The organism is Ferranicluibacter rubi (genome assembly GCF_011603255.1).
Classification (GTDB): Bacteria; Pseudomonadota; Alphaproteobacteria; order Rhizobiales; family Rhizobiaceae; genus Ferranicluibacter; species Ferranicluibacter rubi.
The window spans coordinates 179,099-203,139 of sequence record NZ_JAANCM010000005.1 but is presented as its reverse complement, the minus strand read 5'-3'; the positions used below and the strand labels follow the sequence as shown (position 1 = coordinate 203,139).

Genomic DNA, 24,041 nt, shown 5'->3' with positions numbered 1-24,041 from the left:
GGATCAGACCAGCTTTGCCTGCTTGCGGTCGAGCATAAGGATGATGCCAAGCGCCAGCAAAATGACGGTGAAGGAGAAGACGGTGGTGACGGTGCCGAGCGCATAGAGCACCGGCGTGGTGACGTTCGTGGTCATGCCGTAGATTTCGAGCGGCAGCGTGTTGTAGGTGCCCGATGTCATCAGCGTGCGGGCGAACTCGTCATAGGACAGCGTGAAGCCGAAGAGGCCGACGCCGATGAGGCTCGGCGCGATCATCGGCAGCACGACATGCCGGAACGTCTGCCAGGAGCTCGCCCCAAGGTCGCGCGCCGCTTCCTCATAGGCCGGCGAGAACCGGTTGAACACCGCGAACATGATCAGCACGCCGAAGGGCAACGTCCAGGTGAGGTGCGCGCCGAAGGCCGAGGAGTACCAGGCGGGCTTCAGCCCGAACTGCTGGAACACGACGCCGATGCCGAGCGAGATGATGATGGAGGGCACGACGAGGCTGGCAACCGTGAGGTAGAACAGCGTGGTGGAACCGCGAAACTTCCGCCGGAAAGCAAGGCCCGCCAGCAGTGACACCAGCACGTTGACGACCATGACCATAATGCCGAGCGAGAAGGACCGCCGGAACGACGAGCCGAAATTGCCGACCGCCTGCTGCTCGAACAGATTGTAGAACCAGCGCAGCGATACCCCGTTCATCGGGAAGGTCAATCCGCCGTTCGGTCCCTGGAAGGACAGGATGAGGACTGCCGAAAGCGGGCCGTAGAGGAAGAGCACGAACAGCGCGAAGAAGGCGGCGAGCACGTAGAATTCGAAGGTGCGTTTCTCGTGGCTCATCTCAAAGCTCCTTGCGGATATCGACGACGCGCAGGATCGCAGCCACCATCAGGAGCACGACGATCAGCAGCACGACGGCATTGGCGGCGGCGGCAGGATATTGCAGCAGCGACATCTGGTTGCGCATCATCAACGCCACCGACGCGCTCTGCCCGCCGGACATGACCTGCACCGTCGAGAAATCCGCCATCACCAGCGTGACAACGAAGATCGAGCCGATGGCAATGCCGGGCTTGGCAAGCGGAATGATGACGTTCCAGAGGATCTGCCAGCCGGTGGCGCCCGCATCCCGCGCCGCCTCGATCAGCGATTTGTCGATCCGCATCAGCGTGTTGAAAATCGGCGTGACCATGAACAGCGTGTTGAGATGCACCATGGCCAGCACCACGGCGAAATCGGAATAGAGCAACCATTCGATGGGCGCCGGAATGATCCCCATCTCGATCAGCGTCGAATTGACCAGCCCGTTGCGCCCGAGAACCGGAATCCACGAGATCATGCGGATGATGTTGGAGGTGAGGAACGGCACGGTGCAGACGAGAAACAGCACCATCTGCATGGTCGTCGTGCGGATGTGGAAGGCGAGGAAATAGGCGACCCAGAAGCCGATAAAGGTCGTCAGCGCCCAGACGGCGACCGTGTATTTCAGGGTGTTCAGATAGGTCTTCCACGTGACCCAGGACCCCAGCGTCTCCTCGTAGTTCAGGGTGAGGAAATCCGGGTAGAGGCCGGCAAAGTCGTAGTCCCAGAAGCTGACGATCAGGATCATCAGGATGGGCAAAAGGAAGAAGAAGCCGAGGATGGCGATCAGTGGCGCCGACTGCAGGTAGGATACGGCCCGCGGCGGCAGGCGAAATGTTTTCGGAATGCGCACCTTTGCGCCTGGTGGGGAATTGCTTTCAGCGATGCTCACCATGGTGCGGTCGTCTCCGTTATACGTGGGTCAGCTTGGAGCTAAGACCCTCTCTGCCCTGCCGGGCATCTCCCCCACAAGGGAGGAGAAAACCCGGAGCAGTCCGCTCGTTTCGAAATGAACGGCACTACACGCTTTGAATAATCCCGTCGCCGGGTGGCGGCATTGCTGCGAGTCTTCTCCCCCCTTGTGGGGGAGATGGCCGGTAGGCCAGAGAGGGTCTTTCTTCTCTCCGGCCCACCGCACCGCATCAAGCAGCGATGAACTCGTTCCAGCGACGAACCATGTAGCGGTCCTCGTCCATCACGGAGTTCCAGCAGGCGACCTTGCCCATGCGTTCCTGGAAGGAGCCGCCATCGCGCACGGCGCCGGCCTTTTCCATGACTTTGCCTTCCGGGGACATGATGTCGCCCTGAGCGGCCTTGCCTTCGATCCAGTAGCCCCATTCGTCCTCGGTCATGAACTTCTTCGCCGTGTCCATGGCGGCGGAGTAGTAGCCCTGCCGGTTGAGATAGCCGCCGACCCAGCCGGACGTGTACCAGTTGATGTATTCATAGGCCGCATCCAGCTGCGCGCCCTGAAGATGCGCGGCAAGACCGAGACCCCCGCCCCACGAGCGGTAGCCTTCCTTGAGCGGCTGGTACTTGCAGGCGATGCCCTTGGAGCGGACGGCGGCGACGGCCGGCGACCACATGGACTGGATGACGACTTCGCCCGACGCCATCAGGTTGACCGACTCGTCGAACGACTTCCAGAAGGCGCGGAACTGGCCGTCCTGCTTCGCCTTGATCAGGAAGTCGATCGTCGCGTCGATTTCCGCCTTGGTCATGTTGCCCTTGTCGGCATATTTGATGTTGCCGAGCGCTTCCATGATCATCGCGGCATCCATGATACCGATCGAGGGAATGTTGAGGATCGAGGTCTTGCCCTTGAAGGCCGGGTCCATGATGTCGGCCCAGGACGTGATCTCGCGGCCGACGAGGTCCGGGCGGATGCCGAGCGTGTCGGCATTGTAGATGGTCGGAACCATCGTGAAGAGACCGGTTTCGGACTTGGCGAACGTCTTGTCGCCAGCTTTTTCCACGAAACCGACCGTGTGCGGTGCGGTGCCCTGCGCGATGACGCTGTCCGGCGTCAGCTTGCCCGTCTTGAACAGGGGCACGATCTGGTCGTAATATTTCAGCTTGGAAATTTCCATCGGCTGGATGACGCCGGACGGGAACACCTTCTTCAGGATCCAGTATTCGATGTCGGCGATGTCGTAGCTGTCGGGCTGCGTCACGGCGCGCTGGGCTGCGGCATCCGAGTCGGTCGCCGTCATCTCGAGCGTGATGCCGAGGTCGGCCTTGCACTTCTCGGCGATGGCATTGATGTTGGAAACGCCCGTGCCGAACTGGCGCAGCGTGATGGGGTTCTGCGCCCAGATGGTCGGGAAACCGGTGATCGCGCCGGAGCCGGCAATGGCGCCGACGGCCGCAGCCCCTGTCTTCATCAATGCGCGACGGCTAATGCCGGTCGCCTTCTTCGTGCTCTTGATCTCGGTCATAGTCTGTTCCCTTTTATTCTGGTTAGACAGGTCTTTGTTCTGGCAGGTCAGGCAGCCATGGCACCCAGGAGGACAGCATCCTCCAGGCCCCAACTCAGGGAAACCGCATCGCCCACGGCGACAGGTTTTTCGAAATAATCCGCATCGGTGGCGATGACGGTGAAATCCTCGGAACCGGCCCCCATGACGGTGATCTTCACCGAGGCGCCGCGATACTCGACGTTGGAAACGACGCCGTTGAAGCCGAGCGTCTTCTCGCTCGGCTCCGAAAGCCGGACGCGATCGGTGCGGATGCCGATGTCGATCGGCGACCCCGCCTCCCGCCCCTCGCCCGCAACGGTGAAGGTCTGCCCCTCCGGCACCTGCAGCGTCAGCACGCCGTCGGCGCTGGAAACCACACGACCGGTCAGCACGTTGTGATCGCCCATGAAGCGCGCGACGAAAGCGGTTGCCGGCCGCTCGAACACCTCGCGCGGACTGGCCGCCTGCTCGATGCGCCCGTCGCTCATGATGACGATGATGTCGGCGAGCGCCATTGCCTCTTCCTGGCTGTGCGTCACATGTACGAAGGTGATGCCGAGGTTCTTCTGGAGCTTCTTCAGCTCGGCGCGCATGCGGATCTTGAGGAACGGATCGAGCGCCGACAGCGGCTCGTCGAGCAGCAGCGCTTCGGGGTCTGTGATCAGCGCGCGGGCGAGCGCCACGCGCTGCTGCTGACCGCCGGAAAGCTGGGCCGGACGCCGGTTGGCATAGGGCTCCATCTGCATCAGCGTGAGCATCTCCAGCGCCTTCGCACGGCGCTCGTCCTTTTCCACGCCCTTCATCTTCAGGCTGAAGGCCACGTTGTCGATGAGGTCGAGATGCGGGAACAGGGCGTAGGACTGGAACATCATCGCCGTGCCACGTTTAGCCGGCGGCAGGTCGGTCACGACGGTATTGCCCAGCCGGATATCGCCCGAGGAAATCGTCTCATGCCCGGCGATCATCCGAAGCGTCGAGGTTTTGCCGCAGCCGGACGGCCCAAGAAAGCAGCAATAGCTGCCAGATGGGATCTTGAGGCTGATGGAATGGACGGCCGTGGTGCTTCCATAGATCTTGGAAACGGATACGATGTCGATCTCTGCCGCTTTGGTCATGATGGGTTCCCCTGTCGTAATGCAGAGAATGCATCAACCGTGCCAGTTCGTCGGGCAGCCGTTAGGGGACTGTTTCTAAAAGAAAACTGCCGAAACCTTTAGGCTCACGCACATTCAGCCTCCAGAATCCGCCTATTTTTTCATCTATTGTGCAAAATAATCCGCCAGATCGTATACAATCGAGCTCCGTCCTGGATACGAATGGGCCTTCTGTCCCGCGGTCATTTGCATTAGATTAGGCAACCATGAACAGCCGCCAGACGAAACCGGAAACCCTGATCGCCAGACCTGACGCCGATGGCAACGGGATCGACGGCAGCCAGCGTGCCATTCGCGACGCCATCCGCGACGCGATCGTCGACCGACGCCTGATGCCGGGGACGAAGCTGACGGAGACGGATGTCGGCGCCCTGTTCAATGTCAGCCGAACGCTGGTGCGCGGCGCCCTTCAGGCGCTCGTGCACGAAGGTCTCGTCACCGTCGAGCGCAATCGCGGCGCCTTCGTCGCCAACCCGTCGCCGGAAGAAGCGCGCCAGATTTTCGCAACCCGCCGCATCATCGAGCCCGGTATTCTGACGGAGGCCGCGCGCCACATGACGCCGTCGCATTTCCGGCAGCTTCGCGAGCAACTGGTCGATGAAGGCCGGTTGATGAGCGAGCGCGGACAGAGCGCCCGTCGGGCGGAGATCAAGGCATCCGGAGACTTCCACCTGATGATCGCCGCCATGACCGGAAACGCCGTGATGCAGCGCTTCATGGACGAGCTCATCGCGCGCTCCTCCCTCGTCATCTCGCTCTACGGACAATCCACGGTCTCAAGCTGTGGCCACAGCGAGCACACCGAAATCGTCGACGCCATCGAAGCCGGCCAGCTCGACCGCGCCAACCGCCTGATGGTGCACCATATTCGCCATATCGAGGCCGATCTCGACCTGCGCATCCGCCGCGCCAACGAGCTTCGCGACGTTCTTCTCCCCTAAGACGGGAAAGAAATATCGATCAACAACCATCTGATTTTCTTCAAGATTTTTTGTTAATCGAAAGCGGAACCAAAATCCCCGCAACGAGTTTTGCACGCGCACGACAGACAGCATGCGAGGCGCGTATGAGTTACAAGCATTTTCCGAAACCGGTCCGGATCATTCTCCAGCAGAGCCAGGAATTTACCATCGCGTCTGCCTGGGATGCGCTTGAGTTCCTGCGAGGCTGGCCCGCGGGACAAGCCGGCAGAGCCTATCGCATCGCGCTCCAGCATTGCATGGATGCCCTCGACGGCATCCTCAGCCCCCGCAAGGCGCAGGCATCCTTCATGGCCGCGGCACGCGAGGCCGGCATTTTGGCGACAACCAAGGCGCCGGCTTGATCGGGCATCGTCTCTTGACGAAAGCATAAGGGACGGACGACCATACAGTCACGAAGAGCGCGGTCAGGAGCACGACATGTCGGATATCAATTCCCCGGAAGATCCTTCCGACGACACCAAACTGACCCGCTCCAAGCGCCGTTGGGCGGAGGAAGGCAAGTTTCTGACCGGACAGGTCTCGCGGTCGGAGACCGACCGGCTGCCGCCGGGCCAGCATCTCGTCAAGAACTGGCCCGTGCTCGACCTCGGCCAGCATCCGATGATCGAGACAGCAAGCTGGTCTTTGACGTTGAAAGGCGCTGTCGAAAACCCCGTGACGCTGGACTGGGCGCAATTGAAAGCCCTGCCGCAGAGCAAATTCCTGTCGGACATTCATTGCGTCACGACGTGGTCGCGATACGACAACAACTGGAAGGGCGTCTCGACGCATGATCTGCTGGACTTGGTCATACCGAAGCCCGAGGCGGCCTATGTCATGCTCACGAGCTATGACGGCTATACGACAAACCTGCCACTCGCCGATTTCGCGAGCGAACATGCGCTTCTCGCCACCGACTGGGAGGGGCAGCCGCTGACGCGCGAGCACGGCGCACCCGCCCGCCTCATCGTGCCGCATCTCTATCTCTGGAAGAGCGCGAAATGGCTGACGAAGATCGAGTTCATGACCGGCGATCGCGCCGGCTTCTGGGAGAAGAATGGCTACCACATGCTGGGCGACCCCTGGCGCGAGCAGCGCTATTCCGACGATTGAGGAAACCTCAATCGACCGAAAGAAAAAGGGCTCCGGCGATGTTCGCCGGAGCCCTTTTCTGATCAGTACGCCTTTTTCTTGAAAGGCTTCTTGGCGGGCTTGCTGCCGTCGTCCGTCGGCTTTGGGCCGGACTTCGAGAAGCCGGGCTTGGCCGCCTTCTTGGCCCAGGGCTTGCTGTCCGGCCGGTCAGCGCTTTCGCCGCCTTCCTTCCAACGCGGTTTGCTGTCCGAAGGCCCAGCATTGTCCTTGCGGACGAACGGCTTGCGCGGTGCGGCGGACAGATCCGGCGCGCTGTCGAGCTGGGTCACGGTAATGCCCTTTTCGAGCATGCGCTTGGGTCCCAGCGCCTCGACGAAGCTGTCGGAGAATTCGCGCGCGATCTCGACGAACGTGTTCTCCGGCATCATCTTGATGGCGCCGATTTCCTGCTTGGTGATGCGGCCGATGCGGCAGAGCATCGGGATCAGCCAGCGCGGCTCGACATTCTGCTTGCGACCGGCAGAGATGGAGAACCAGACGGCATCGCCGAAATCGCCACGCGGGGCACGCGGTTCGGACCGTTCCGGCCGAGGACCGCGGTCCCCGGATGCCTGACCGGATGACGCACCGGATGGCTGAAAGGCCGGCGTATCGATGATGTCTTCCGGCGCGGAACGGCCGGCACGCGCGAGGCGCACGAAGGCTGCCGCAACCTGTTCGGCGCTGAAGCCCGACAGGACCTGCTGGACGAAAGCCGTTTCTTCTTCGCGGATCGGATCGTTGAGCGCGGCATCGGAGAGAATGCGCTCGTCGTCCTTCTGCGAGACTTCATCAGCCGACGGGGGCTTGGCCCAGACGGCTTCGATGCGCGCGTCGCGCAGCAGCCGCTCGGCCTTGCGGCGGGCATTGGAGGTCACGATGATGGCGCTGACACCCCTGCGCCCTGCCCGGCCGGTACGGCCGCTGCGGTGCAGCAGCGTGTCCGGGTTGGTTGGCAAGTCGGCATGGATGACGAGTTCGAGGCCGGGAAGGTCGATCCCGCGGGCAGCCACGTCGGTCGCGATGCAGACGCGGGCGCGACCGTCGCGCATGGCCTGCAGCGCATGCGTCCGCTCGCTCTGGCTGAGCTCGCCCGAAAGGGCCACGACCGAAAAGCCGCGATTGTTGAAGCGCGCGGTCAGGTGGTTGACGGCCGCGCGGGTCGAGCAGAACACCAGCGCGTTCTTCGCCTCATAATAGCGCAGTACGTTGATGATCGCGTTTTCGCGGTCCGAGGGAACGACGACGAGCGCACGGTAGTCGATGTCGAGATGCTGCTTGGCCTCGGCCTGCGTCGAGATCCGCAGTGCATCGCGCTGATAGTTCTTGGCAAGTGTGGCAATGGACTTCGGCACCGTGGCCGAGAACATCAGCGTGCGGCGATCGGCCGGTGCCGTCTCCAGCAGAAATTCGAGGTCTTCGCGGAAGCCGAGATCGAGCATCTCGTCGGCTTCGTCGAGAACGATGGCCCGGCAGGCGGAGAGATCGAGCGCACTGCGACGAACATGGTCGCAGAGACGGCCAGGTGTACCCACGACGATATGCGCACCGCGATCGAGCGCGCGGCGCTCCGTGCGGATGTCCATACCGCCGACCGAGGCGGCGATGACGGCGCCGGTCATCTCGTAAAGCCATTCGAGTTCGCGCTGGACCTGAAGTGCCAGTTCACGGGTCGGGGCGACGACGACGGCCAACGGCTTGCTCGCCGAGCCAAAGCGATCTGCGCCATCCAGCAGCGTCGACGCGAGCGCCAGCCCGAAGGCGACGGTCTTGCCGGAGCCGGTCTGGGCGGAGACGAGCGCGTCGCGACCCGACATTTCCGCTTCGATGACGGCGGCCTGGACCGGCGTCAGGGTGGAATAGCCGCGTTTGGTCAACGCCTCGGCGATCGCCGGAACGACCCCTGCGAATTCTGTCATATGTTTGTCTCTCGGAAGTTCGAACCGTGCAGCGTGCGCAAAGTGATGCGCACATGCCTTGAGGACCGCACGCTGCGGCCCATACCATGGCGATCTCTTAATCCCTCCGACAGCAAATGTACAGAGGAGCGCCGCGACACCGATGGGCTGGCTGTTTCCGAGAGAAGCTCCGTTCAGCTCGTAAGGCGCGGACTGCGAATGATCTTGACGAAAAGCGCCTTCATCGCCGACTCGATACCCTGCGACGGGCTGACCTCGAAATAGAGGCCTGGCGATGCGCAGGCCTGCATCTTGCTGCCGATTTCCGGCTGGAACGGCTTGATCCACGTATTGTACCAGCTGTTCGTGGGCAGCGGCAGGTAGGTTGTGTAGAGCACGGCGATCTTGATGCCGCGATCCTTGAGCGTCTTGCAATAGGTGACGTCGATCGGCTCCTGGCAGCGACCGCCCGTAACCTTCTTCGTGCAACCGGCCGGCTTGTAGCTATCGCCGACGCCATCGGCGACGAAATAGACGACCTTCTCCGCCTTGGCAGGGCTCGAGCCGTCACCCGGCGCCGGAATTTCACTGTTCATCCGCGTCAGCGCCTTGTCGAAGCTGGTGATCTGGTCGTTGTTGTAGCCTTGAAACGGGATGCTCATCAGCGAGATGGTATCGGCCTTCGTCTGGATGTCCTTCAGGTCGTCGGTGAGGCTGGAGACTTCATAAAGGTCGGCGTCCTCCGCTTTCTGCCCGAACGTATAGGCCGCCATGCGGTACTGGTTCGGATAGGTCTCGGTCTTCTCTGCCTCCTTCGTCAGCGCCGCAACGGCCTTTGCCACGACATCGATGCGGATGGTGGCACCGACCTTTCGGGCGACGAAATAATTGCTGTTCTTGTCGGCAACGCCTTTTTCCGAAACGATGTGGCAAGCGAAGGCGCAGTTGCGCGAGCCTGAATCCGCCTGGTTCTTGGTTGCAGCGATCAGCTTGTCCACATCCTCAGGCGTCGCGCCGACGCCCATGGACGGTGTGTTGTCGAGCAGCATATAGAAATCCATGAAGGAGTTCGACTGGAAGGTCGCCTTCGCGATGCCATCCACCTCAATGGTGTCCTTGCCGAAGATCTTCATGAACGTGGTCGGCACGAGCGTAGAAAACGTCGCCGACACGTTGATGTCGCGGCCGGACTTCACGACGCTGACGTTGAAGGTTCGTGCAGTCTCCTCGAGGTCTTCGGGGTCAGACTTCCCCGCCGCCTTGCTCGGCAGATCGATTGCCGTCCCGTCCGCCATCTGTGCGGCGAAGATACTGCGCGCCTCGCTCTCGCTCACGCTGACGGAACCGTCCGCCGTCATGGCCATGGCCTGGGCGACGCCGGCCGACTTGTCGGTGATCGACCCGACCACCGCGGCGTCCGCCGCCCATTGCAGCCTGGTCTTGACCTTGATCGCGTGCGTCACGTCGAGCGCCAGCCCGGCCGTGCCCAGCAGCGGCATCAGCGACAGAGCCCCGATAATGGCAAGATTGCCGGAACGATCGACGAAAAAACGCTTGAACATGATGACAGCCCTACCCGCGCCATGTCTCCCGGCGCTTCGGCACAACGTAAGTCACCACTTTAAATTTAGGGTGAAACAGGGAAGTAAACGAATTCCAAAACACGCACCTGCTCGGCGAGCATGGTGGAGATCATGAAACCGTGAAGAGTTTTACGGTTAAGTTTCCTTGCGCCTGCCGGTCCTTGGCTTACATTTAGAGATGCGATGAGGAGTCGCCGACGCCTATGGGAGGAATGATGATGGAAACGTCAGGTCATCTGAAAGTGCAATACGACTTCAGAAGCGGAACAGTCCTGCTCCAATGCCGCGATAGAAGCCATGTGCTTGTAGAGCGCTTCAACACGAAGGAAAGCGCAGAAGCGGCAGCCATTCAGTTCGCTCGGAAGAACTGGGACTATTCGGAGCCGCAGTCGGATACGCAGCACTAGTGCCAAGTATCGAGCCCCGGAAATAACGGGCCATCATTCGAACGACAAAGGCCGGGGATATCACCCGGCCTTTTTGACATGAAGAGCGAGACGAAAAGCCCTGCCCGGATCGTGCGAAAGAAAAGCCATCAGTGGCGGGAAGGCTCCATGTCCTGACGGCGCAGATCGTCGATGGCTGCGACGGCCTCCTCTGCCGTCCAGCCCGCGCTGACAGCAGCCCGGATCAGACGCGCATCGGCTTCCACTTCCAGCTTCACGAAAAGCGGTTCCAGCGCTTCCTGCGCTGTTACGACGTTCGGTTCAGCGACCGCAGTAGCCGGCTTCTGCATGGACATGATCTCTTCTCCTATGATTTTCAGACTCCCCGGAATGGAACCAGATCGAAACTGGTTCCATTTTTTGTTCGCAATATGTCTGGGAAAGTCGATGGCGCGAATTAGATCGATCGGTCAAAGATCGTTTTCGGTCAGCGCGAAATGGTCCATGATCACGCGGATATTCCTCTTGTGCGCCTTGAAGTAGATGTCGAACGCATCACCCACCAGCGGCACGGCGCCGATCGTCGCGTCCACGCCGAGATTGTAGAGCATCCGCGCGATCTTGCGCTTGGGAAGACCCAGCCTGCGGCCCTCGTTGACGATGGCAAGACCGATGATCGCACCGGTCGCATCACCGAACACGGGAACGAGCCCGAGCAGTGCGTCGGCGCCGAACCGGAACCGCGTCCCCGGAATGCCGACGGCCGTATCCATGATGCGGGCGAGCTTGGCAAGCCGGCGCAACCGCCGCAATTGCTCGACACGGCCGACATCGCCGGCCGCTTCGGCAAAATCGGCTGCATATGCTGTCGTCGCCATCAAAAGCCACTCCTGTGTTAGTGTTACTTTACATGTGGAGTGCTTGTTCATCCGAGACAAGAGATGGGAAGAACACTTTTGTAAGATGCACGCCCCAAAAACAGGACCGTCGAGGGAACAATCCTGCCCGCAACTTAGGATGACTGTCGAACCTATTCGTAATGACCTGAAGATGCGAAGAGAAGCCTAAGTCTCACAACTGGGGAATTCTTGTCCCGAAGCATTGGGAACCGCCAGTACTTTAAGGATAATTTACATATGGCACCCTATTTTCGGGGAATAATATGATCGTCATCTAAAAAAGCGAACCGGCCGTATGTCTCTCTTTTCTTCATCTGACGGTGCCATCCTTCAGGCGCTCGATCAATCGCAAGCGATCATCGAATTCGACCTCACGGGGAAGATCCTTCGCGGGAATGCCAATTTCTGCCGCGCCATCGGTTATGACTCTAGCGAGATCGTGGGTCGCCATCACAGCATGTTCGTCATGCCGGAGGAAGCACGCTCACCGGCCTATGCGGCCTTCTGGCAGGCGCTCGCCAAGGGCAAGTTCCAGCAGGCGCAGTACAAGCGCCTGGGCAAAGGCGGACGCGAAGTCTGGATCGAGGCCTCCTACAACCCCGTCTTCAAAGGAAAGCGACCGGTCAAGGTCGTGAAGTTCGCAACGGACATTACGGCATCGAAGATCAAGAGCCTGAGCGACAATGGCAAGCTCGAGGCCTTGTCGCGTGCGCAGGCCGTCATCGAATTCACGCCGGACGGTCACATCGTCACGGCAAACGAGAACTTCCTCTCCGTGCTCGGATATCGGCTGGAGGAGATCGTCGGCCAGCACCATGCCATGTTCTGCGAACCTGCCTACGTCCAGTCGGCAGCCTACAGGACGTTCTGGGAGCAGCTCGCCGGCGGCGCGTTCGTGACCGACCAGTTCCTGCGCCTCGGCAAAAATGGCCGAAGGGTTCATATTCAGGCGACCTATAATCCGATCGTGGATGAAAGCGGCCGGGTGGTGAAGGTTGTGAAGTTCGCGACCGACATGACAGAACGGGTTCGCGCCATCGAGGAGCTGGGGGCCGGTCTCGGGCGCCTTGCACAGGCCAATATCAGCGAGACACTCGACCGTCCGTTCACGCGGGAGTTCGAGCAGCTGCGTCACGACTTCAATATGTCGATCGGCGGCTTCCAGCAGACGCTGGTGAATGTTCTCGGGCAGACGGAAAACCTCAACGGCCATAGCCACACCATGCGTGAGGCGTCCGGCATCCTCGCGCAGCACACCCGTGAACAGGCCGCGGCGCTCGAGGAAACGTCGGCTGCGCTGGAGCAGATCACCATCACCGTGCGCCAGTCGAACGAGCGCGTGCAGGATACGCGCAATCTCGTGAAGCAGGCCAAGGAACAGGCCGGCCGCTCCGTGACCGTCGTCGGCGACACCGTTGCCGCCATGCAGCGCATCGAAACCGCTTCATCCTCCATCGGGCACATCATCGGCGTCATCGACGAGATCGCGTTCCAGACCAACCTGCTGGCATTGAACGCAGGCGTTGAGGCGGCCCGGGCCGGCGAAGCCGGTCGCGGCTTTGCCGTGGTCGCGCAGGAAGTGCGTGAGCTGGCCCAGCGCACGGCGCGTGCGGCAAAGGAAATCAAGGATCTGATCTCGAACGCCTCACGGGAAGTCGTGGACGGCGTCCGCCTCGTCGGCGATACCGGACGGGCTCTGACGGAAATCGAGGTGTTCGTCGCTTCGATCAACGAGAACATCGACGCCATCGCCGCCGCCGCATCCGAGCAGACCACCGGCCTTGGCGACATCAGCGCCTCGGTCAACAGCCTCGACGGCATGACGCAACAGAACGCGACCATGGTGGCCCGCACGACCGAACTGAGCCATACGCTCGCACAGGGCGCGGCCACGCTCGCCGACCTCGTCTGCCGCTTCCAGCTCAACCACAACAGCACCACCCGCGAGCCCGCTGCCGCCAAGCCGGCACGTCACATCGAGACGTCGGCCTTTCGAAAGACCGCCTGAGCGTCAAGGCTGGAGGCTTCCCGAATGGTTGAACAAAAAGGCCCGGTGCTGCACCGGGCCTTTTGGCGTCGTGACGACTGCACCTCGGCGGTAACGAGCTTTGTCGGGTGCTTGCCCCTCCTTCTCCCGCCCTTCTGCACGTCAACCGAAACCTGACGTTCGACGCGACCGGCGTCAGGCCGTAAGCGCCGGGAGGTCGAACGATCGGTCCTGAAGGTTTTCGATGGGGCATGGACGGCCGAACAGGAAGCCCTGCACCTCGTCGCAGCCCTCCGCAACCAGGACGTGGAGCTGCTCCTCCGTCTCCGCGCCTTCGGCAAGGATGGTCACATCGAGGCTCTTGCCGAGTGCAACGATGGCTCGGATGAAGGCCTTCGACTGCCGGCCGTCCAGTTCGTTGACGAAGCTTCGGTCGAGCTTGATCTTGTCGAACGGAAATACCCGCAGCGTTTCCAGCGAGGAATACCCTGTTCCGAAATCATCGATCGCGATCATCACGCCCATTGCACGGATCTGGCGGAGAATATGGAGTGCCCTGCCCTTGTCGCCGATAATGGCGCTTTCCGTGACCTCCAACTCCAATCGCGACGGCGGAAGACCCGTCCGCAGCAGGACGGAGCGGACCTTGTCCACAAGCGAGACATCCCCGAGCTGCAGCGGCGACAGGTTGACTGCGATCTTGTGACCGAGACCCCAGGCAACGGCTTCGCGACAGGCCTCTTCGAGCACCCAGTCGCCGATCGGGGAGATGAGCCCGCATTCTTCCGCAATCGGAATAAAGGTCGCCGGCGAGATCAGCCCGCGCTGCGGATGCCGCCAGCGCAGCAGCACTTCGTATCCGGTCGTCTCACGCGTCCTCGCCGACTTCTGCACCTGATAGACGAGAAAGAACTGCCTCTCCTCAAGCGCAACGCCGAGATCGCGGCCCATGGCGCGACGTTCGCGCGCAGCCTCGTCCATCGCGGCTTCGTAGAAGCTGATGCGCTGTTCCGGCTGCGCCTTGGAGCGATACATCGCCATGTCGGCATTGTTCAGCAGCTTCTCGCGGTCCGCGGCGTCCGAGGGATAGACCGACACGCCGATGCTGGCGCCGGGCAGGATCTCCGTCTCATCGATGACGATCCGCTCGGTCAGCGCCCGAAAAAGGCGGCCGATGAAATCCTCGAGGTCCTTTTCCTGAACGAAACGCTTGAAGGCAACGAACTCGTCCCCGCCGAAGCGTCCGACGGCCTCGTGCTCGCCCATGAGTTTCTGCATCCGGCTCGCCAGCGCATAAAGCACCTTGTCGCCCATCGCATGGCCGTAGCGGTCGTTGATTTCCTTGAAATCGTCGAGGTCGATGCAGATGGCCGCGACTTTCTCCGAGCCGCTGACAGTCTCGATCGCGGCGTCGAGCCGCTCGCCGAACTGGTGCCGGTTGGCAAGGCCCGTCAGGGCATCGTGCCGGGCGAGATGCCGGATCTTTTCCTCGGCATCCACACGCGCGGTGATGTCTTCGAGCGTCATGACGAAGGACCCATCGCCCGTCGGTCGGTGTACCGTGCGGATCGTCCGTCCGCTCGCCACCTCCCGCGCTGTTTCGCCCCCACCGGGGGCCATAAACAGTGCGCGATGCTGCTCGTACAGCCCGTCCGCGTCATGCGATCCGGTCTGGTCGGTCTTGAAACGCTCGTAACAGAGCGAATGGAAGGTCCGCCCGACAATGTCCAACGAGCGGGGAAACTCGATGATCTCGCGGAAGAGTTCGTTGTGCAGAATCAGCCGCTCGTTCGCGTCGAAAAGTGCGATCCCGTGCCCCATGGTGTTCAGCGCAATCGAGAGATTGTTGGTGACGTCGAGCAGCCGTGCCGCGCTGTCCTTGGCTTCGGTACAGTCGCGCGTGATCTTGGCAAAGCCGATATGATCGTTGTGCTCGTCGTAGATCGGGTCGATCACGACGGACGCCCAGAACGCCGTACCATCCTTGCGATACCGCCATCCCTCCGTCTCGAACTTGCCCGTGCTAAGCGCCGTGCGCAGAGCGTGTTCGGGCGCGCCGTTCGCGCGTTCGTCTTCGGAGTAGAAGACGGCAAAGTTCTTGCCGACGATCTCGCCGTCGGCATAGCCCTTCATGCGCTGCGCGCCGACGTTCCAGTTGGTTACCCGACCCGAGGGATCGAGCAGGTAGATCGCGTAGTCGCTGACGCCCTGGACGAGATGCCGGAACCGCGTGTTCATGGCCATGGTCGCGTTTTCGGACCGGCTGGCGAAAAGAGCGGCAGCAAGAACGGAAAACAACAGCGACAAGGCGGTCGTGGCGATCACGATGACCATAAGGGCCGGCGACAGCAGGTTCGACGGGAGCGGCGAGTCGGCCATCGGCGTCATGACAACACCACCCATCGAGGTGAAATGCATGGAGACGACGCCGAGCGTCAGAAGGCTTGCCGCAGTGGCCAGACGCTTTGGGCTCCGGCGTCCAAGGCTCACACACGCAAATCCGGGAACCGAAAACAGTACCGCAAGAAGAATGGCGCTCCAGACGAGAGTCGCATTCCAGTGGATCGCGCCGGGAAACTCGATGGCCGTCATGCCGACGAAGTGCATCGTGGAAACGCCGAGACCGAACAGAATGCCAGCCATGATGAAGGCCAGACGGCCGGTCAGCAACGAGGCAACCGCGACCGCAAGAAAGGTCGTCGTCACCGAGATCGCAAGCGACAGCAGCGTGCGCGACGGCTCGTAGCCGAGAACCAGCGAAGCCTCATAGGCCAGCATCGCGACGAAATGCGTCGCCCAGATGCCGAAACCGCCGGACGTCCCGGCGCTGACGAGCCAGATCCACCGCACATATCCACCCGCACGATGGGCGCGCTGCAGAAGCATCATGGCTGCAGCACAGGAAACGAGACACAGAAAACCGGCAAAAACAACCAGACGCAAATCATGCTCCGTTGTGATGCACGAGAGAACTCTGAGCATGGGCACGCCTCATGGCGAACCGCCGCAACCCAAAAAAGGTGCGTGGGTCGAAAATATAGAGAAACAGGCATCCGAACGGCTGACTGCGTGACGAAAGCGATGGTGGACACCGGAGCAAGGCCGTGGGAACAGCGACCCGACCGGCATCCCGGCCCACACTACCTCCGGAATCCTTCAAGCCGCATTAATGCGTCCCATTTTTGGGGTGAAAGATGCACCCTTATTTCCGGGCGAAGTCGCTGCGGACGATCCCGTATCGCTGGAGCTTGTCGTAGAAGGTCTTGCGGGGAATACCGAGCGCCTCGATCGTCCGCTGCACATCCCCCTCGGCCTCGCGAAGAGCCGTGCGGATGAGCTCCGCCTCGATCCGGTCCATCCGCTGCGGCAGCGTACCGGCTCCCGTATCCGACACATCCAGCGTGCCCGGAGACGTCCCCTCCGGCGAAAAACCCAGCACGGTCCGCTCGGCGAAATGGGTAAGCTCGCGCACATTGCCGGGCCAGTCATGCTCGGCCAGATAGCGACGCACGGCATCGGTCATGACGGGCACGTCCCGCTTGAAGCGCGATGCGGCCCGGACGGCGAAGGTGGAGAACAACAGCGGAATATCGTCGCGACGCTCGCGCAAGGGCGGGATCGACAGCGTCACGACATTCAGCCGGTAATAGAGATCCTCGCGAAAATCGCCGCGAGACCGCGGATCGCCAAGGTCCACCTTCGTCGCCGCCACCACCCGCAGATCGACGGGGCGCACCTCGTTGGTGCCGAGCGGCGTCACCTCGCGCATTTCCAGCACGCGCAGCATCTGCACCTGCGTCGCCGGCGCCATGCTCTCGATCTCGTCGAGAAACAGGGTGCCCCCGCTCGAATGCTCGATCCGACCCACACGTTTCTTCTGCGCGCCGGTGAAGGCGCCGGGTTCGTGCCCGAAAAGCTCGCTCTCGATGACCTGCTCCGGCAGCGCACCGCAGTTCAGCGCAACGAAGTGCCCCTTCGCACGCCGGCTCCAGCGGTGCAGCAGCGTTGCCACGACCTCTTTGCCGCTGCCGGTCTCCCCCGTCATCAGCACATCCACATCCGTGTCGGCGATCTGACGGATCGTCTCGCGCAGCCGTTCCATGGCGGGTGTCTGCCCGATCAGCAGCCCGCCATCCCGCGCCTCTTCCGCCGCATCACGCAACGCCCGGTTTTCCAGCACGAGCCGGCGTTTTTCGCCCGCATGCATCACACCCTGCACCAGCCGGTCGGTCGGAAACGGCTTGGGCAGGAAATCATAGGCGCCATCCCGGATCGCCTTCACCGCCATCGGAATATCGCCGTGCCCCGTCATGAGGATGACGGGGATATCCGGATCGATGCGGCGGATACGGTCGAACAGCTCCAGACCGTCGATAAGCGGCATGCGGATATCCGTGACGACGACGCCGGGAAAGCGCGGATCGAGCAGGGCCAGCGCTTCCAACGCGGAGGAGACGGCGGTGACGGTGAAGCCGCCAAGTTCCAGCGTCTGCCGCGTCGCCTTCAGGAGATCGCGGTCGTCATCGACCAGGAGAACGTTGACCTCGCTCATGCCTGTGCCCTTTTCAGGTGAATGGTGAAATGCGCCCCACGATCCGAACTCTCGACGGCGATGCGTCCGCCGTAATCGGCAAGGATATCCCGCGAGATGACGAGCCCGAGCCCGAGGCCGCGTTCCTTGGAGGTGTTGAACGGCGTGAAGAGTGCGCTCATGATATCCGGCGAGATGCCCGGACCGTTATCCCGGACATGCAGAAGGACATCGTCGCCCTGCGTCTCGACCTCGACATCCACCCGCGCATCGCTGCGGCCGGACAAAGCCTCCAGCGCGTTCTGCAGCAGGTTGATCAGCACCTGCTCCAGTCGCACGCGATCGCCGAGCACAAGAAGATCCGCATCCGGCAGGCCGATCTGCAACGCATCGAGCCGCCCGGCGAACCGGCTCTTCAACAGCATGACGGCGCTCTCCACGATGGTGCGGACGGACACCGGCCCGGCCGGCGCCCGGCCCTTGCGGGAAAACGTCTTCAACTCATCGGTGATGCTGCCGATCCGGTCGGTCAGCGCGGCAATGCTCTCGAGATTTTCGTCGACCGGCCCCGTCTGCGCGCGCGTCAGGAACACGCGGGCATTGTCGGCATAGGCGCGGATGGTGGCGAGCGGCTGGTTGATTTCATGCGCGACGCCCGCCGCGACCTGCCCGAGGATGGCAAGCCGGTTGGCATGGACGAGCTCCTGCTGCACGCCCTGAAGCTTGGTTTCCGTCGCCCGGTGACCGGCAATCTCGTCTTCCAGCCTGTCGCGTGCCGATGTCAGGGCTTCCGTGCGCTCGCGCACCCGCCGCTCCAACTCCTCGCGCGCGGCCAGTTCCCGCGCCAGCCGCCCGATCGCCTGCTGGCGACGGGCCAGCAGAAACGCCGCCAGCGCGGCCAGCGGCAGGACGACCGCGAGGCCTTGCAAACGCTTGCTCTGAACCGACGCAGCAACGGCGGCATCGGTCTCCACGAGATAATCGAGACTCCAGCCCGTCGAGGGCACGGCAACGGCGAGACGGAGGAAATCCCGCTGGCGCTCGCCGGGCATGACGGCACTCACCCGCTCGACACCCGGCGACATCCTCTCAAGTACCGTGATCGGCACCGGCGTCAGCGGCGCATCGCCGAATTGAAGACTGGTGCGGATCGCATCGAGGCTGTCGGGGGCGAGCGGCATCATCGCCATGAACCGCCAGGAGGGAATACTGGTGATCAGCACGACGCCGTTCTGGTCGGTCACGAAGGTCGGCCGCCCCGCCATGCTCCAGTCGGTCTCGATCTGGTCGAATTCCATCTTGGCCACGACGACGCCGAGAGGGCCGGACGCGCCTTCGATCCGCTGCGAAATATAGAGGCCCGGACGCTTGCTGACCGACCCGAGCGCGAAATGCTCGGCCGTCCCCGCCGCCATCGCCTTGGTGAAATATTCGCGGAACGTATAGTCGTTGCCGACGAAGCTCGTCGGCTCCTGCCAGTTGCTCGACGCAATCGCGATCCCGTCCCGCCCGATGACATAGATAACGGCTGCGTTCGTATCGGCGACGATCTCCTCCAGCTTGCGGTCGAGGCTCAGGCTGCGCTCCGCATCGGGCCGCTCGAGCGTATCGGCAAGCTGACGATCCCGGGCCAGCAGCATCGGCAAGGCGCGCGGTCGCTCCAAGACGGCTCTGAGGTGCGCGACCTTCAAGCTGGTATCCGTGCGGGCCTGTGCTTCCAGCGTCCGGAGCGCGTCCTCCCGTCCGAGATAGGACCCCGCCAATATCGCCACCATCAGCCCGGCAAGGACAAACGCCCCAAGGACGACCCAGGGAAGAACGCGGTCCCGAGGGGCGGATTTCGGACGGATCTGGAGCGGATGGTGCATATCCTATTGTGCATAAATTCGGACAAACCGCAAATGACACCGTGCGGAAATCCGCATGATCTGTCTCTACGGCCGACAGGCACTAGGATCTTTCCAAGGAAAAACAATAGGCTGACGTGCGTCTGAAAACTGGCACGCTCTTTGCAAATCCCTCGCTTGAGTAGGAACAGTCCCGGGAGAGCCAGTTGGCGGGGGACGCAAGGAGGAACGACATGCACGCGATACCCGAACCGATGGCACCCCAGTCGAAGCTGCCCTTCTACCGGCATCTCTATTTCCAGGTCCTCACCGCGATCATCGCGGGTATCCTGCTGGGTCACTTCTACCCGCAGCTCGGAACCCAGCTGAAGCCTCTGGGCGATGCCTTCATCAAGCTGGTGAAGATGATCATCGCGCCGGTCATCTTCCTCACCGTCACCACCGGCATCGCCGGCATGTCGGACCTGAAGAAGGTCGGCCGCGTCGCCGGCAAGGCGATGCTGTACTTCCTGACGTTCTCGACGCTGGCGCTTGCCGTCGGCCTCGTCGTCGCCAACCTTGTGCAGCCGGGCGCCGGCATGCATATCAGCGCCGCCTCGCTGGATGCGACGGCTGTGGAGACCTATACGACGAAGGCGCATGAGGCGAGCATCGTCGGCTTCCTGATGAACATCATCCCGCAGACCATCGTCGGCGCCTTTGCCGATGGCGACATCCTGCAGGTCCTGTTCTTTTCCGTGCTGTTCGGCATCGCGCTCGGCATGGTCGGCGACAAGGGCCGTCCCGTCACGGACTTCCTGAATGCCGTGACCGCCCCCATGTTCCGCCTCGTGGCCATCCTCATGAAGGCCGCACCGATCGGTGCTTTCGGCGCCATGGCTTTCACCATCGGTAAGTACGGCATCGGCTCGATCGCCAACCTCGCCTTCCTCATCGGCACCTTCTACCTGACGGCCGCGATCTTCGTCTTCGGCATCCTCGGCGCCGTCGCTCGCTATAACGGCTTCTCGATCCTGGCGCTCATCCGCTACCTCAAGGAAGAGCTTCTGCTCGTCCTCGGCACGTCGTCTTCGGAAGCAGCGCTTCCCGGCCTGATGGCAAAGATGGAACGTGCGGGCTGCAAGCGCTCGGTCGTCGGCCTCGTCATCCCCACGGGCTACTCGTTCAACCTCGACGGCACGAACATCTACATGACGCTCGCCGCCCTGTTCATCGCCCAGGCGACCGATACGCCGCTCGGCTATGGTGACCAGATCCTCCTGCTGCTCGTGGCCATGCTCTCGTCCAAGGGTGCTGCCGGCATCACCGGCGCCGGCTTCATCACGCTCGCCGCCACGCTCTCGGTCGTTCCCTCGGTTCCCGTCGCCGGCATGGCGCTGATCCTCGGCATCGACCGCTTCATGTCGGAGTGCCGCGCGCTCACCAACTTCATCGGCAACGCGGTCGCAACCGTCGTCGTCGCCCGTTGGGAAAACGAACTGGACACGGACCAGCTCGCCGCAGCCCTCGCCGGCAATGCCCCGCCGCTGGTCGAACCGGTGCCCGCCCTCCAGGCCGCGGAATAACCTTCGAATTGCACCGGATGCCTCTCGGCTTTCGGTGCCACCCTCCCCCCGGCATCGCCCGTGGGGTGCCTCCCAAGGCCGAAACCCCCGCCACCAGCGGGGGTTTTTGTTTGCCCGGTCAAGGCAGTTCGCCCCACCGGATCAGCCAAGACCCCGCTCCGTCGAACGCTCAAAACGCGAAACGCCCGCGACAAGGCGCGGGCGTTTGGTGGGGCCCTCCGGCAGATGCCGGCGGCAGGTATTCGATGTCAGATCAGAGAGCGGCGGCCGAACGGGCGACGGTGCGGATGTCGCTGCGGGCAATGCCGAGATCGTTGAGTTCGCGGGTCGTCATGCGGCCGAGTTCGTTGACCGTCTGACGGTACTTGCGCCACGTGCTGAAAGAGCGTGCTACGTTCATGATATTCCCTTTCCAAGGTCTTCGAGGGGTCTTTCGAAACACCGTCTGGATGTTTCCGAGTGCCAGACCCCGTTGCTGTTCGATGACCGTTTTATACGCCTCCACACCGCGACCAACCAGCGCAAAGCCCTCAGGCCACCCATGCGCCAGCCGCACGGCTTTCCCGCATTCAATCGGTTCGCTCCCTTAGCAACACATGGCGGCAACATATGAAAAGCCGGCCGCCCTTTCGGAACGACCGGCTCGTCATATCGCGCTATCGCTGATAGCTCACATCTTCGGCAGGAGAACCTTGTCGATGACGTGGATAACGCCGTTCGACTGCTTCACATCGGCGACGGTGACATGCGCCACGCCGCCGGTTTCGTCGGTGAGCGTGATCTTGCCGCCCATTTCCTTGGCCTTCAGCACGCAGCCGCCGACGGTCTTCACGTCATGCTCGCCGCCATCGTCCTTGATCATCTTGGCGATCGCCGTGGACATCGCATCGGCAGCGACGACGTGGCAGGTCAGGACCTTGGTCAGCTGGGCCTTGTTCTCGGGCTTAAGAAGCGTTTCCACGGTGCCCTTCGGCAGCGCTTCGAAGGCTTCGTTGGTCGGTGCGAAGACCGTGAACGGGCCCTTGCCCTGCAGGGTCTCGACCAGACCGGCCGCCTTGACGGCGGCGACCAGCGTCGTGTGGTCCTTAGAGTTGACGGCGTTTTCGACGATGTTCTTGTCTTCGAACATGGCGGCGCCGCCGACCTTCGGGTTGGCGGCATAGGCGGAAACGGCGGTGGCGGAAACGAGTGTCGCAAGCGCGATGGTACGGAGTGCGGACGTCAACATGGATGGTTCCTCTTCCTATTCGGTTCTCGGCCCGGCGCGGTCGCGCCTTTCGGGGCGTCACGTCTCGGGTGACAGACAGGAGACGAGCCGGCCGCAGAAAGAGTTTCGGCCGGAGAGAGCCCCGGCCGATGAATCATTAAGAAGTGTTGAGCATATCCCGATCAGGGATGGCGCGCCTGCCCGGCTGCGATGACAGGCCCTGTCGGCAGGCCGGTCGGCGATCCGCCGGGAGGCTCGACGCTGACGGCAAGCGTCATGCCGTCGCCAAGGTTCGCCCGCAGCGCTGCGGGAACCTCGATCACGCCGCGGCCATCCTGCGGCAGGACACCGAGCGGCACGGGGGCAGCATCGCCGCCCGGAACCATCCACAGCTGCAGCGAGCGCGGCTGCCCTGCATCGGCGGCAACTGGCGTCACGGCGATCCGTCCGCTCGCAGCATCGTAGGAGGCGAGCAGCGCCAGAGGCGACCCCTCGCCGGTCATCGAAGCGACAAGCGGTGCAGGCGGCGGCGCGGGTCCGAACAGTCCTTGCTGGACAGCAGCCATGCCGACGACGGCGGCCAGCGAGGCAAAGGCGATGCCACGCCAAAGCGCCAGGGAATGCCACCATCCGGCGCGTGCAGCACCGGCGGCAACGGGAGTGCCGAACAGGCGCGCTTCGATCTTCGGATAGACGGTGCGCGGCGGCATTTCCTCCCCCGCCGACTCCAGCGGGCTCAGACGGTCTTCCCACTGGGCGACAAGCAGGGCGAAGGCCGGTTCGTGCTCGATCCGGGCTTCCAGCCGCTTCCGGTCGGCGAAGGACAGCACGCCCACGGCATACTCGGCGGCAAGCACCTCGTCGCGGGAGCGGTCTCTGTCGCTGTCATCCAACTCGGTCATCGCTCCAGGCACTCTTTCAGTTTCAGGAGGCTGCGGCGCAGCCAGGTTCGCATCGTATTGAGCGGCACGCTATAGCGCTCCGCCAGTTCCTGGTAACTCAATCCCTCGACATAGGCGTTCCGGACGGCATCGGCCCGCTCCGGGGCAAGTTCGCCCATGCAGCGGTCAATCCGCCGCCCTTCGCCGAGGCCGATCGAGACGGCCTCAGGATCGGGGCCGCCATCGGCGATCTCAAGCCCCTCGTCACCGATCGTGTCGGCTGCCGGCCGGCGTGCCCGGATCATGTCGATCGCCTGGTTGCGCGCGATGGCCGCCAGCCAGCCGTTCGGGTTCACGCCCGTTGCCGCATACCGGTCGGCACGCTGCCAGATTTTGACGAAGACATCCTGAAGAGCATCCTCGGCATCCGTCCGATCCTTGAGGATACGCAGGCAGATGGCAAAGAGTTTCGGGGAGACGGCGGAATAAAGCGACGCCAGCGCTGCGCGATCGCCCATGGCGACCTTTGAAATCAGTCCGGCGATATCAAGACTGGGCACGAAGCCGCCTTTCTCACGGGAGAAGCCGCCTTGATGGCCAAGACGCCTTCGAACAACGAGCCGCCGTCAGGCCACTCCTCCACACTGCAGCGCAAGATATAGCGCTTTATTTCACTGTCCAGTGACGTAAGCGAGCATTTCAAGA

At 62.4% G+C, this 24,041-nt stretch carries 20 protein-coding genes; 5 read left to right on the top strand and 15 right to left on the bottom strand.

Features of this window, described 5'->3' with window-relative positions; translation table 11 throughout:
- Positions 1-3: 3 nt before the first annotated feature.
- The 4 genes from G8E10_RS12165 to G8E10_RS12150 form a co-directional block, all read right to left on the bottom strand.
- Positions 4-825 (bottom strand): ABC transporter permease, encoded by an 822-nt coding sequence (locus tag G8E10_RS12165; protein ID WP_167129186.1) that lies wholly within the window; start codon positions 823-825, stop codon positions 4-6.
- A 1-nt stretch (position 826) separates the two neighbouring features.
- Positions 827-1,741: an ABC transporter permease gene (locus G8E10_RS12160; RefSeq protein ID WP_167129184.1), complete on the bottom strand. Its 915-nt coding sequence runs from the start codon at positions 1,739-1,741 to the stop codon at positions 827-829.
- Positions 1,742-1,988: 247 nt separating this feature from the next.
- Positions 1,989-3,284, bottom strand: a complete 1,296-nt coding sequence (locus G8E10_RS12155) for an ABC transporter substrate-binding protein (RefSeq protein ID WP_110799255.1) — start codon at positions 3,282-3,284, stop codon at positions 1,989-1,991.
- Positions 3,285-3,331: 47 nt separating this feature from the next.
- On the bottom strand, positions 3,332-4,420 hold the full coding sequence (locus G8E10_RS12150) for an ABC transporter ATP-binding protein (protein WP_167129181.1): 1,089 nt from the start codon (positions 4,418-4,420) through the stop codon (positions 3,332-3,334).
- Between the two features lie 245 nt (positions 4,421-4,665).
- Between G8E10_RS12150 and G8E10_RS12145 the strand changes: the two genes are divergently transcribed.
- From G8E10_RS12145 to G8E10_RS12135, 3 genes are all read left to right on the top strand, one after another.
- Complete coding sequence (locus G8E10_RS12145) at positions 4,666-5,400, top strand: GntR family transcriptional regulator (protein WP_110799257.1); 735 nt, start codon at positions 4,666-4,668, stop codon at positions 5,398-5,400.
- Positions 5,401-5,525: 125 nt separating this feature from the next.
- A complete protein-coding gene (locus tag G8E10_RS12140; RefSeq protein ID WP_110728258.1) occupies positions 5,526-5,783 on the top strand; it encodes a DUF982 domain-containing protein in 258 nt (85 codons plus the stop codon).
- 76 nt (positions 5,784-5,859) lie between these two features.
- On the top strand, positions 5,860-6,534 hold the full coding sequence (locus G8E10_RS12135) for a sulfite oxidase-like oxidoreductase (protein WP_167129179.1): 675 nt from the start codon (positions 5,860-5,862) through the stop codon (positions 6,532-6,534).
- Between the two features lie 62 nt (positions 6,535-6,596).
- On the opposite strand, the gene G8E10_RS12130 is transcribed toward G8E10_RS12135, so the two are convergent.
- The 4 genes from G8E10_RS12130 to G8E10_RS12115 all read right to left on the bottom strand — a co-directional run bounded on the left by G8E10_RS12130 (position 6,597) and on the right by G8E10_RS12115 (position 11,297).
- Positions 6,597-8,471, bottom strand: coding sequence for a DEAD/DEAH box helicase (locus G8E10_RS12130; RefSeq protein WP_167129176.1), 1,875 nt, complete (start codon positions 8,469-8,471; stop codon positions 6,597-6,599).
- A 173-nt stretch (positions 8,472-8,644) separates the two neighbouring features.
- The gene (locus tag G8E10_RS12125) at positions 8,645-10,012 is read right to left on the bottom strand and encodes a TadE/TadG family type IV pilus assembly protein (protein ID WP_132710163.1); all 1,368 of its coding nucleotides are present in this window, start codon (positions 10,010-10,012) and stop codon (positions 8,645-8,647) included.
- A 556-nt stretch (positions 10,013-10,568) separates the two neighbouring features.
- A complete protein-coding gene (locus G8E10_RS12120) occupies positions 10,569-10,769 on the bottom strand; it encodes a hypothetical protein (protein WP_181425147.1) in 201 nt (66 codons plus the stop codon).
- A 120-nt stretch (positions 10,770-10,889) separates the two neighbouring features.
- Complete coding sequence (locus G8E10_RS12115) at positions 10,890-11,297, bottom strand: DUF4112 domain-containing protein (protein WP_110799263.1); 408 nt, start codon at positions 11,295-11,297, stop codon at positions 10,890-10,892.
- Positions 11,298-11,613: 316 nt separating this feature from the next.
- On the opposite strand from G8E10_RS12115, the gene G8E10_RS12110 reads away from it, so the two are divergent.
- On the top strand, positions 11,614-13,326 hold the full coding sequence (locus G8E10_RS12110) for a methyl-accepting chemotaxis protein (RefSeq protein WP_167129174.1): 1,713 nt from the start codon (positions 11,614-11,616) through the stop codon (positions 13,324-13,326).
- Positions 13,327-13,500: 174 nt separating this feature from the next.
- Here G8E10_RS12110 and G8E10_RS12105 read toward each other — a convergent pair whose 3' ends face one another.
- The 3 genes from G8E10_RS12105 to G8E10_RS12095 form a co-directional block, all read right to left on the bottom strand.
- Positions 13,501-16,194, bottom strand: a complete 2,694-nt coding sequence (locus G8E10_RS12105) for a bifunctional diguanylate cyclase/phosphodiesterase (RefSeq protein WP_343289732.1) — start codon at positions 16,192-16,194, stop codon at positions 13,501-13,503.
- A 313-nt stretch (positions 16,195-16,507) separates the two neighbouring features.
- On the bottom strand, positions 16,508-17,857 hold the full coding sequence (locus G8E10_RS12100; RefSeq protein WP_167129170.1) for a sigma-54-dependent transcriptional regulator: 1,350 nt from the start codon (positions 17,855-17,857) through the stop codon (positions 16,508-16,510).
- Positions 17,854-19,704, bottom strand: coding sequence for a sensor histidine kinase (locus G8E10_RS12095; protein WP_167129168.1), 1,851 nt, complete (start codon positions 19,702-19,704; stop codon positions 17,854-17,856). The genes G8E10_RS12100 and G8E10_RS12095 overlap by 4 nt, the downstream gene beginning before the upstream one ends.
- 212 nt (positions 19,705-19,916) lie before the next feature.
- Between G8E10_RS12095 and G8E10_RS12090 the strand changes: the two genes are divergently transcribed.
- Positions 19,917-21,248, top strand: a complete 1,332-nt coding sequence (locus tag G8E10_RS12090; RefSeq protein WP_167129166.1) for a dicarboxylate/amino acid:cation symporter — start codon at positions 19,917-19,919, stop codon at positions 21,246-21,248.
- 253 nt (positions 21,249-21,501) lie between these two features.
- Here the strand turns inward: G8E10_RS12090 and G8E10_RS12085 are convergent, their stop codons facing one another.
- The 4 genes from G8E10_RS12085 to G8E10_RS12070 form a co-directional block, all read right to left on the bottom strand.
- Positions 21,502-21,648 carry a DUF1127 domain-containing protein gene (locus G8E10_RS12085; RefSeq protein ID WP_092934545.1) on the bottom strand — a complete coding sequence of 49 codons (147 nt, stop codon included), beginning with the start codon at positions 21,646-21,648 and terminating at the stop codon, positions 21,502-21,504.
- A 270-nt stretch (positions 21,649-21,918) separates the two neighbouring features.
- Positions 21,919-22,476 carry a fasciclin domain-containing protein gene (locus G8E10_RS12080; protein WP_167129164.1) on the bottom strand — a complete coding sequence of 186 codons (558 nt, stop codon included), beginning with the start codon at positions 22,474-22,476 and terminating at the stop codon, positions 21,919-21,921.
- 161 nt (positions 22,477-22,637) lie between these two features.
- Positions 22,638-23,357, bottom strand: a complete 720-nt coding sequence (locus G8E10_RS12075) for an anti-sigma factor (protein WP_167129162.1) — start codon at positions 23,355-23,357, stop codon at positions 22,638-22,640.
- Positions 23,354-23,854, bottom strand: a complete 501-nt coding sequence (locus G8E10_RS12070; protein WP_281517554.1) for a sigma-70 family RNA polymerase sigma factor — start codon at positions 23,852-23,854, stop codon at positions 23,354-23,356. Before G8E10_RS12070 ends, G8E10_RS12075 begins: the two co-directional genes overlap by 4 nt.
- Between the last annotated feature and the right edge of the window lie 187 nt (positions 23,855-24,041).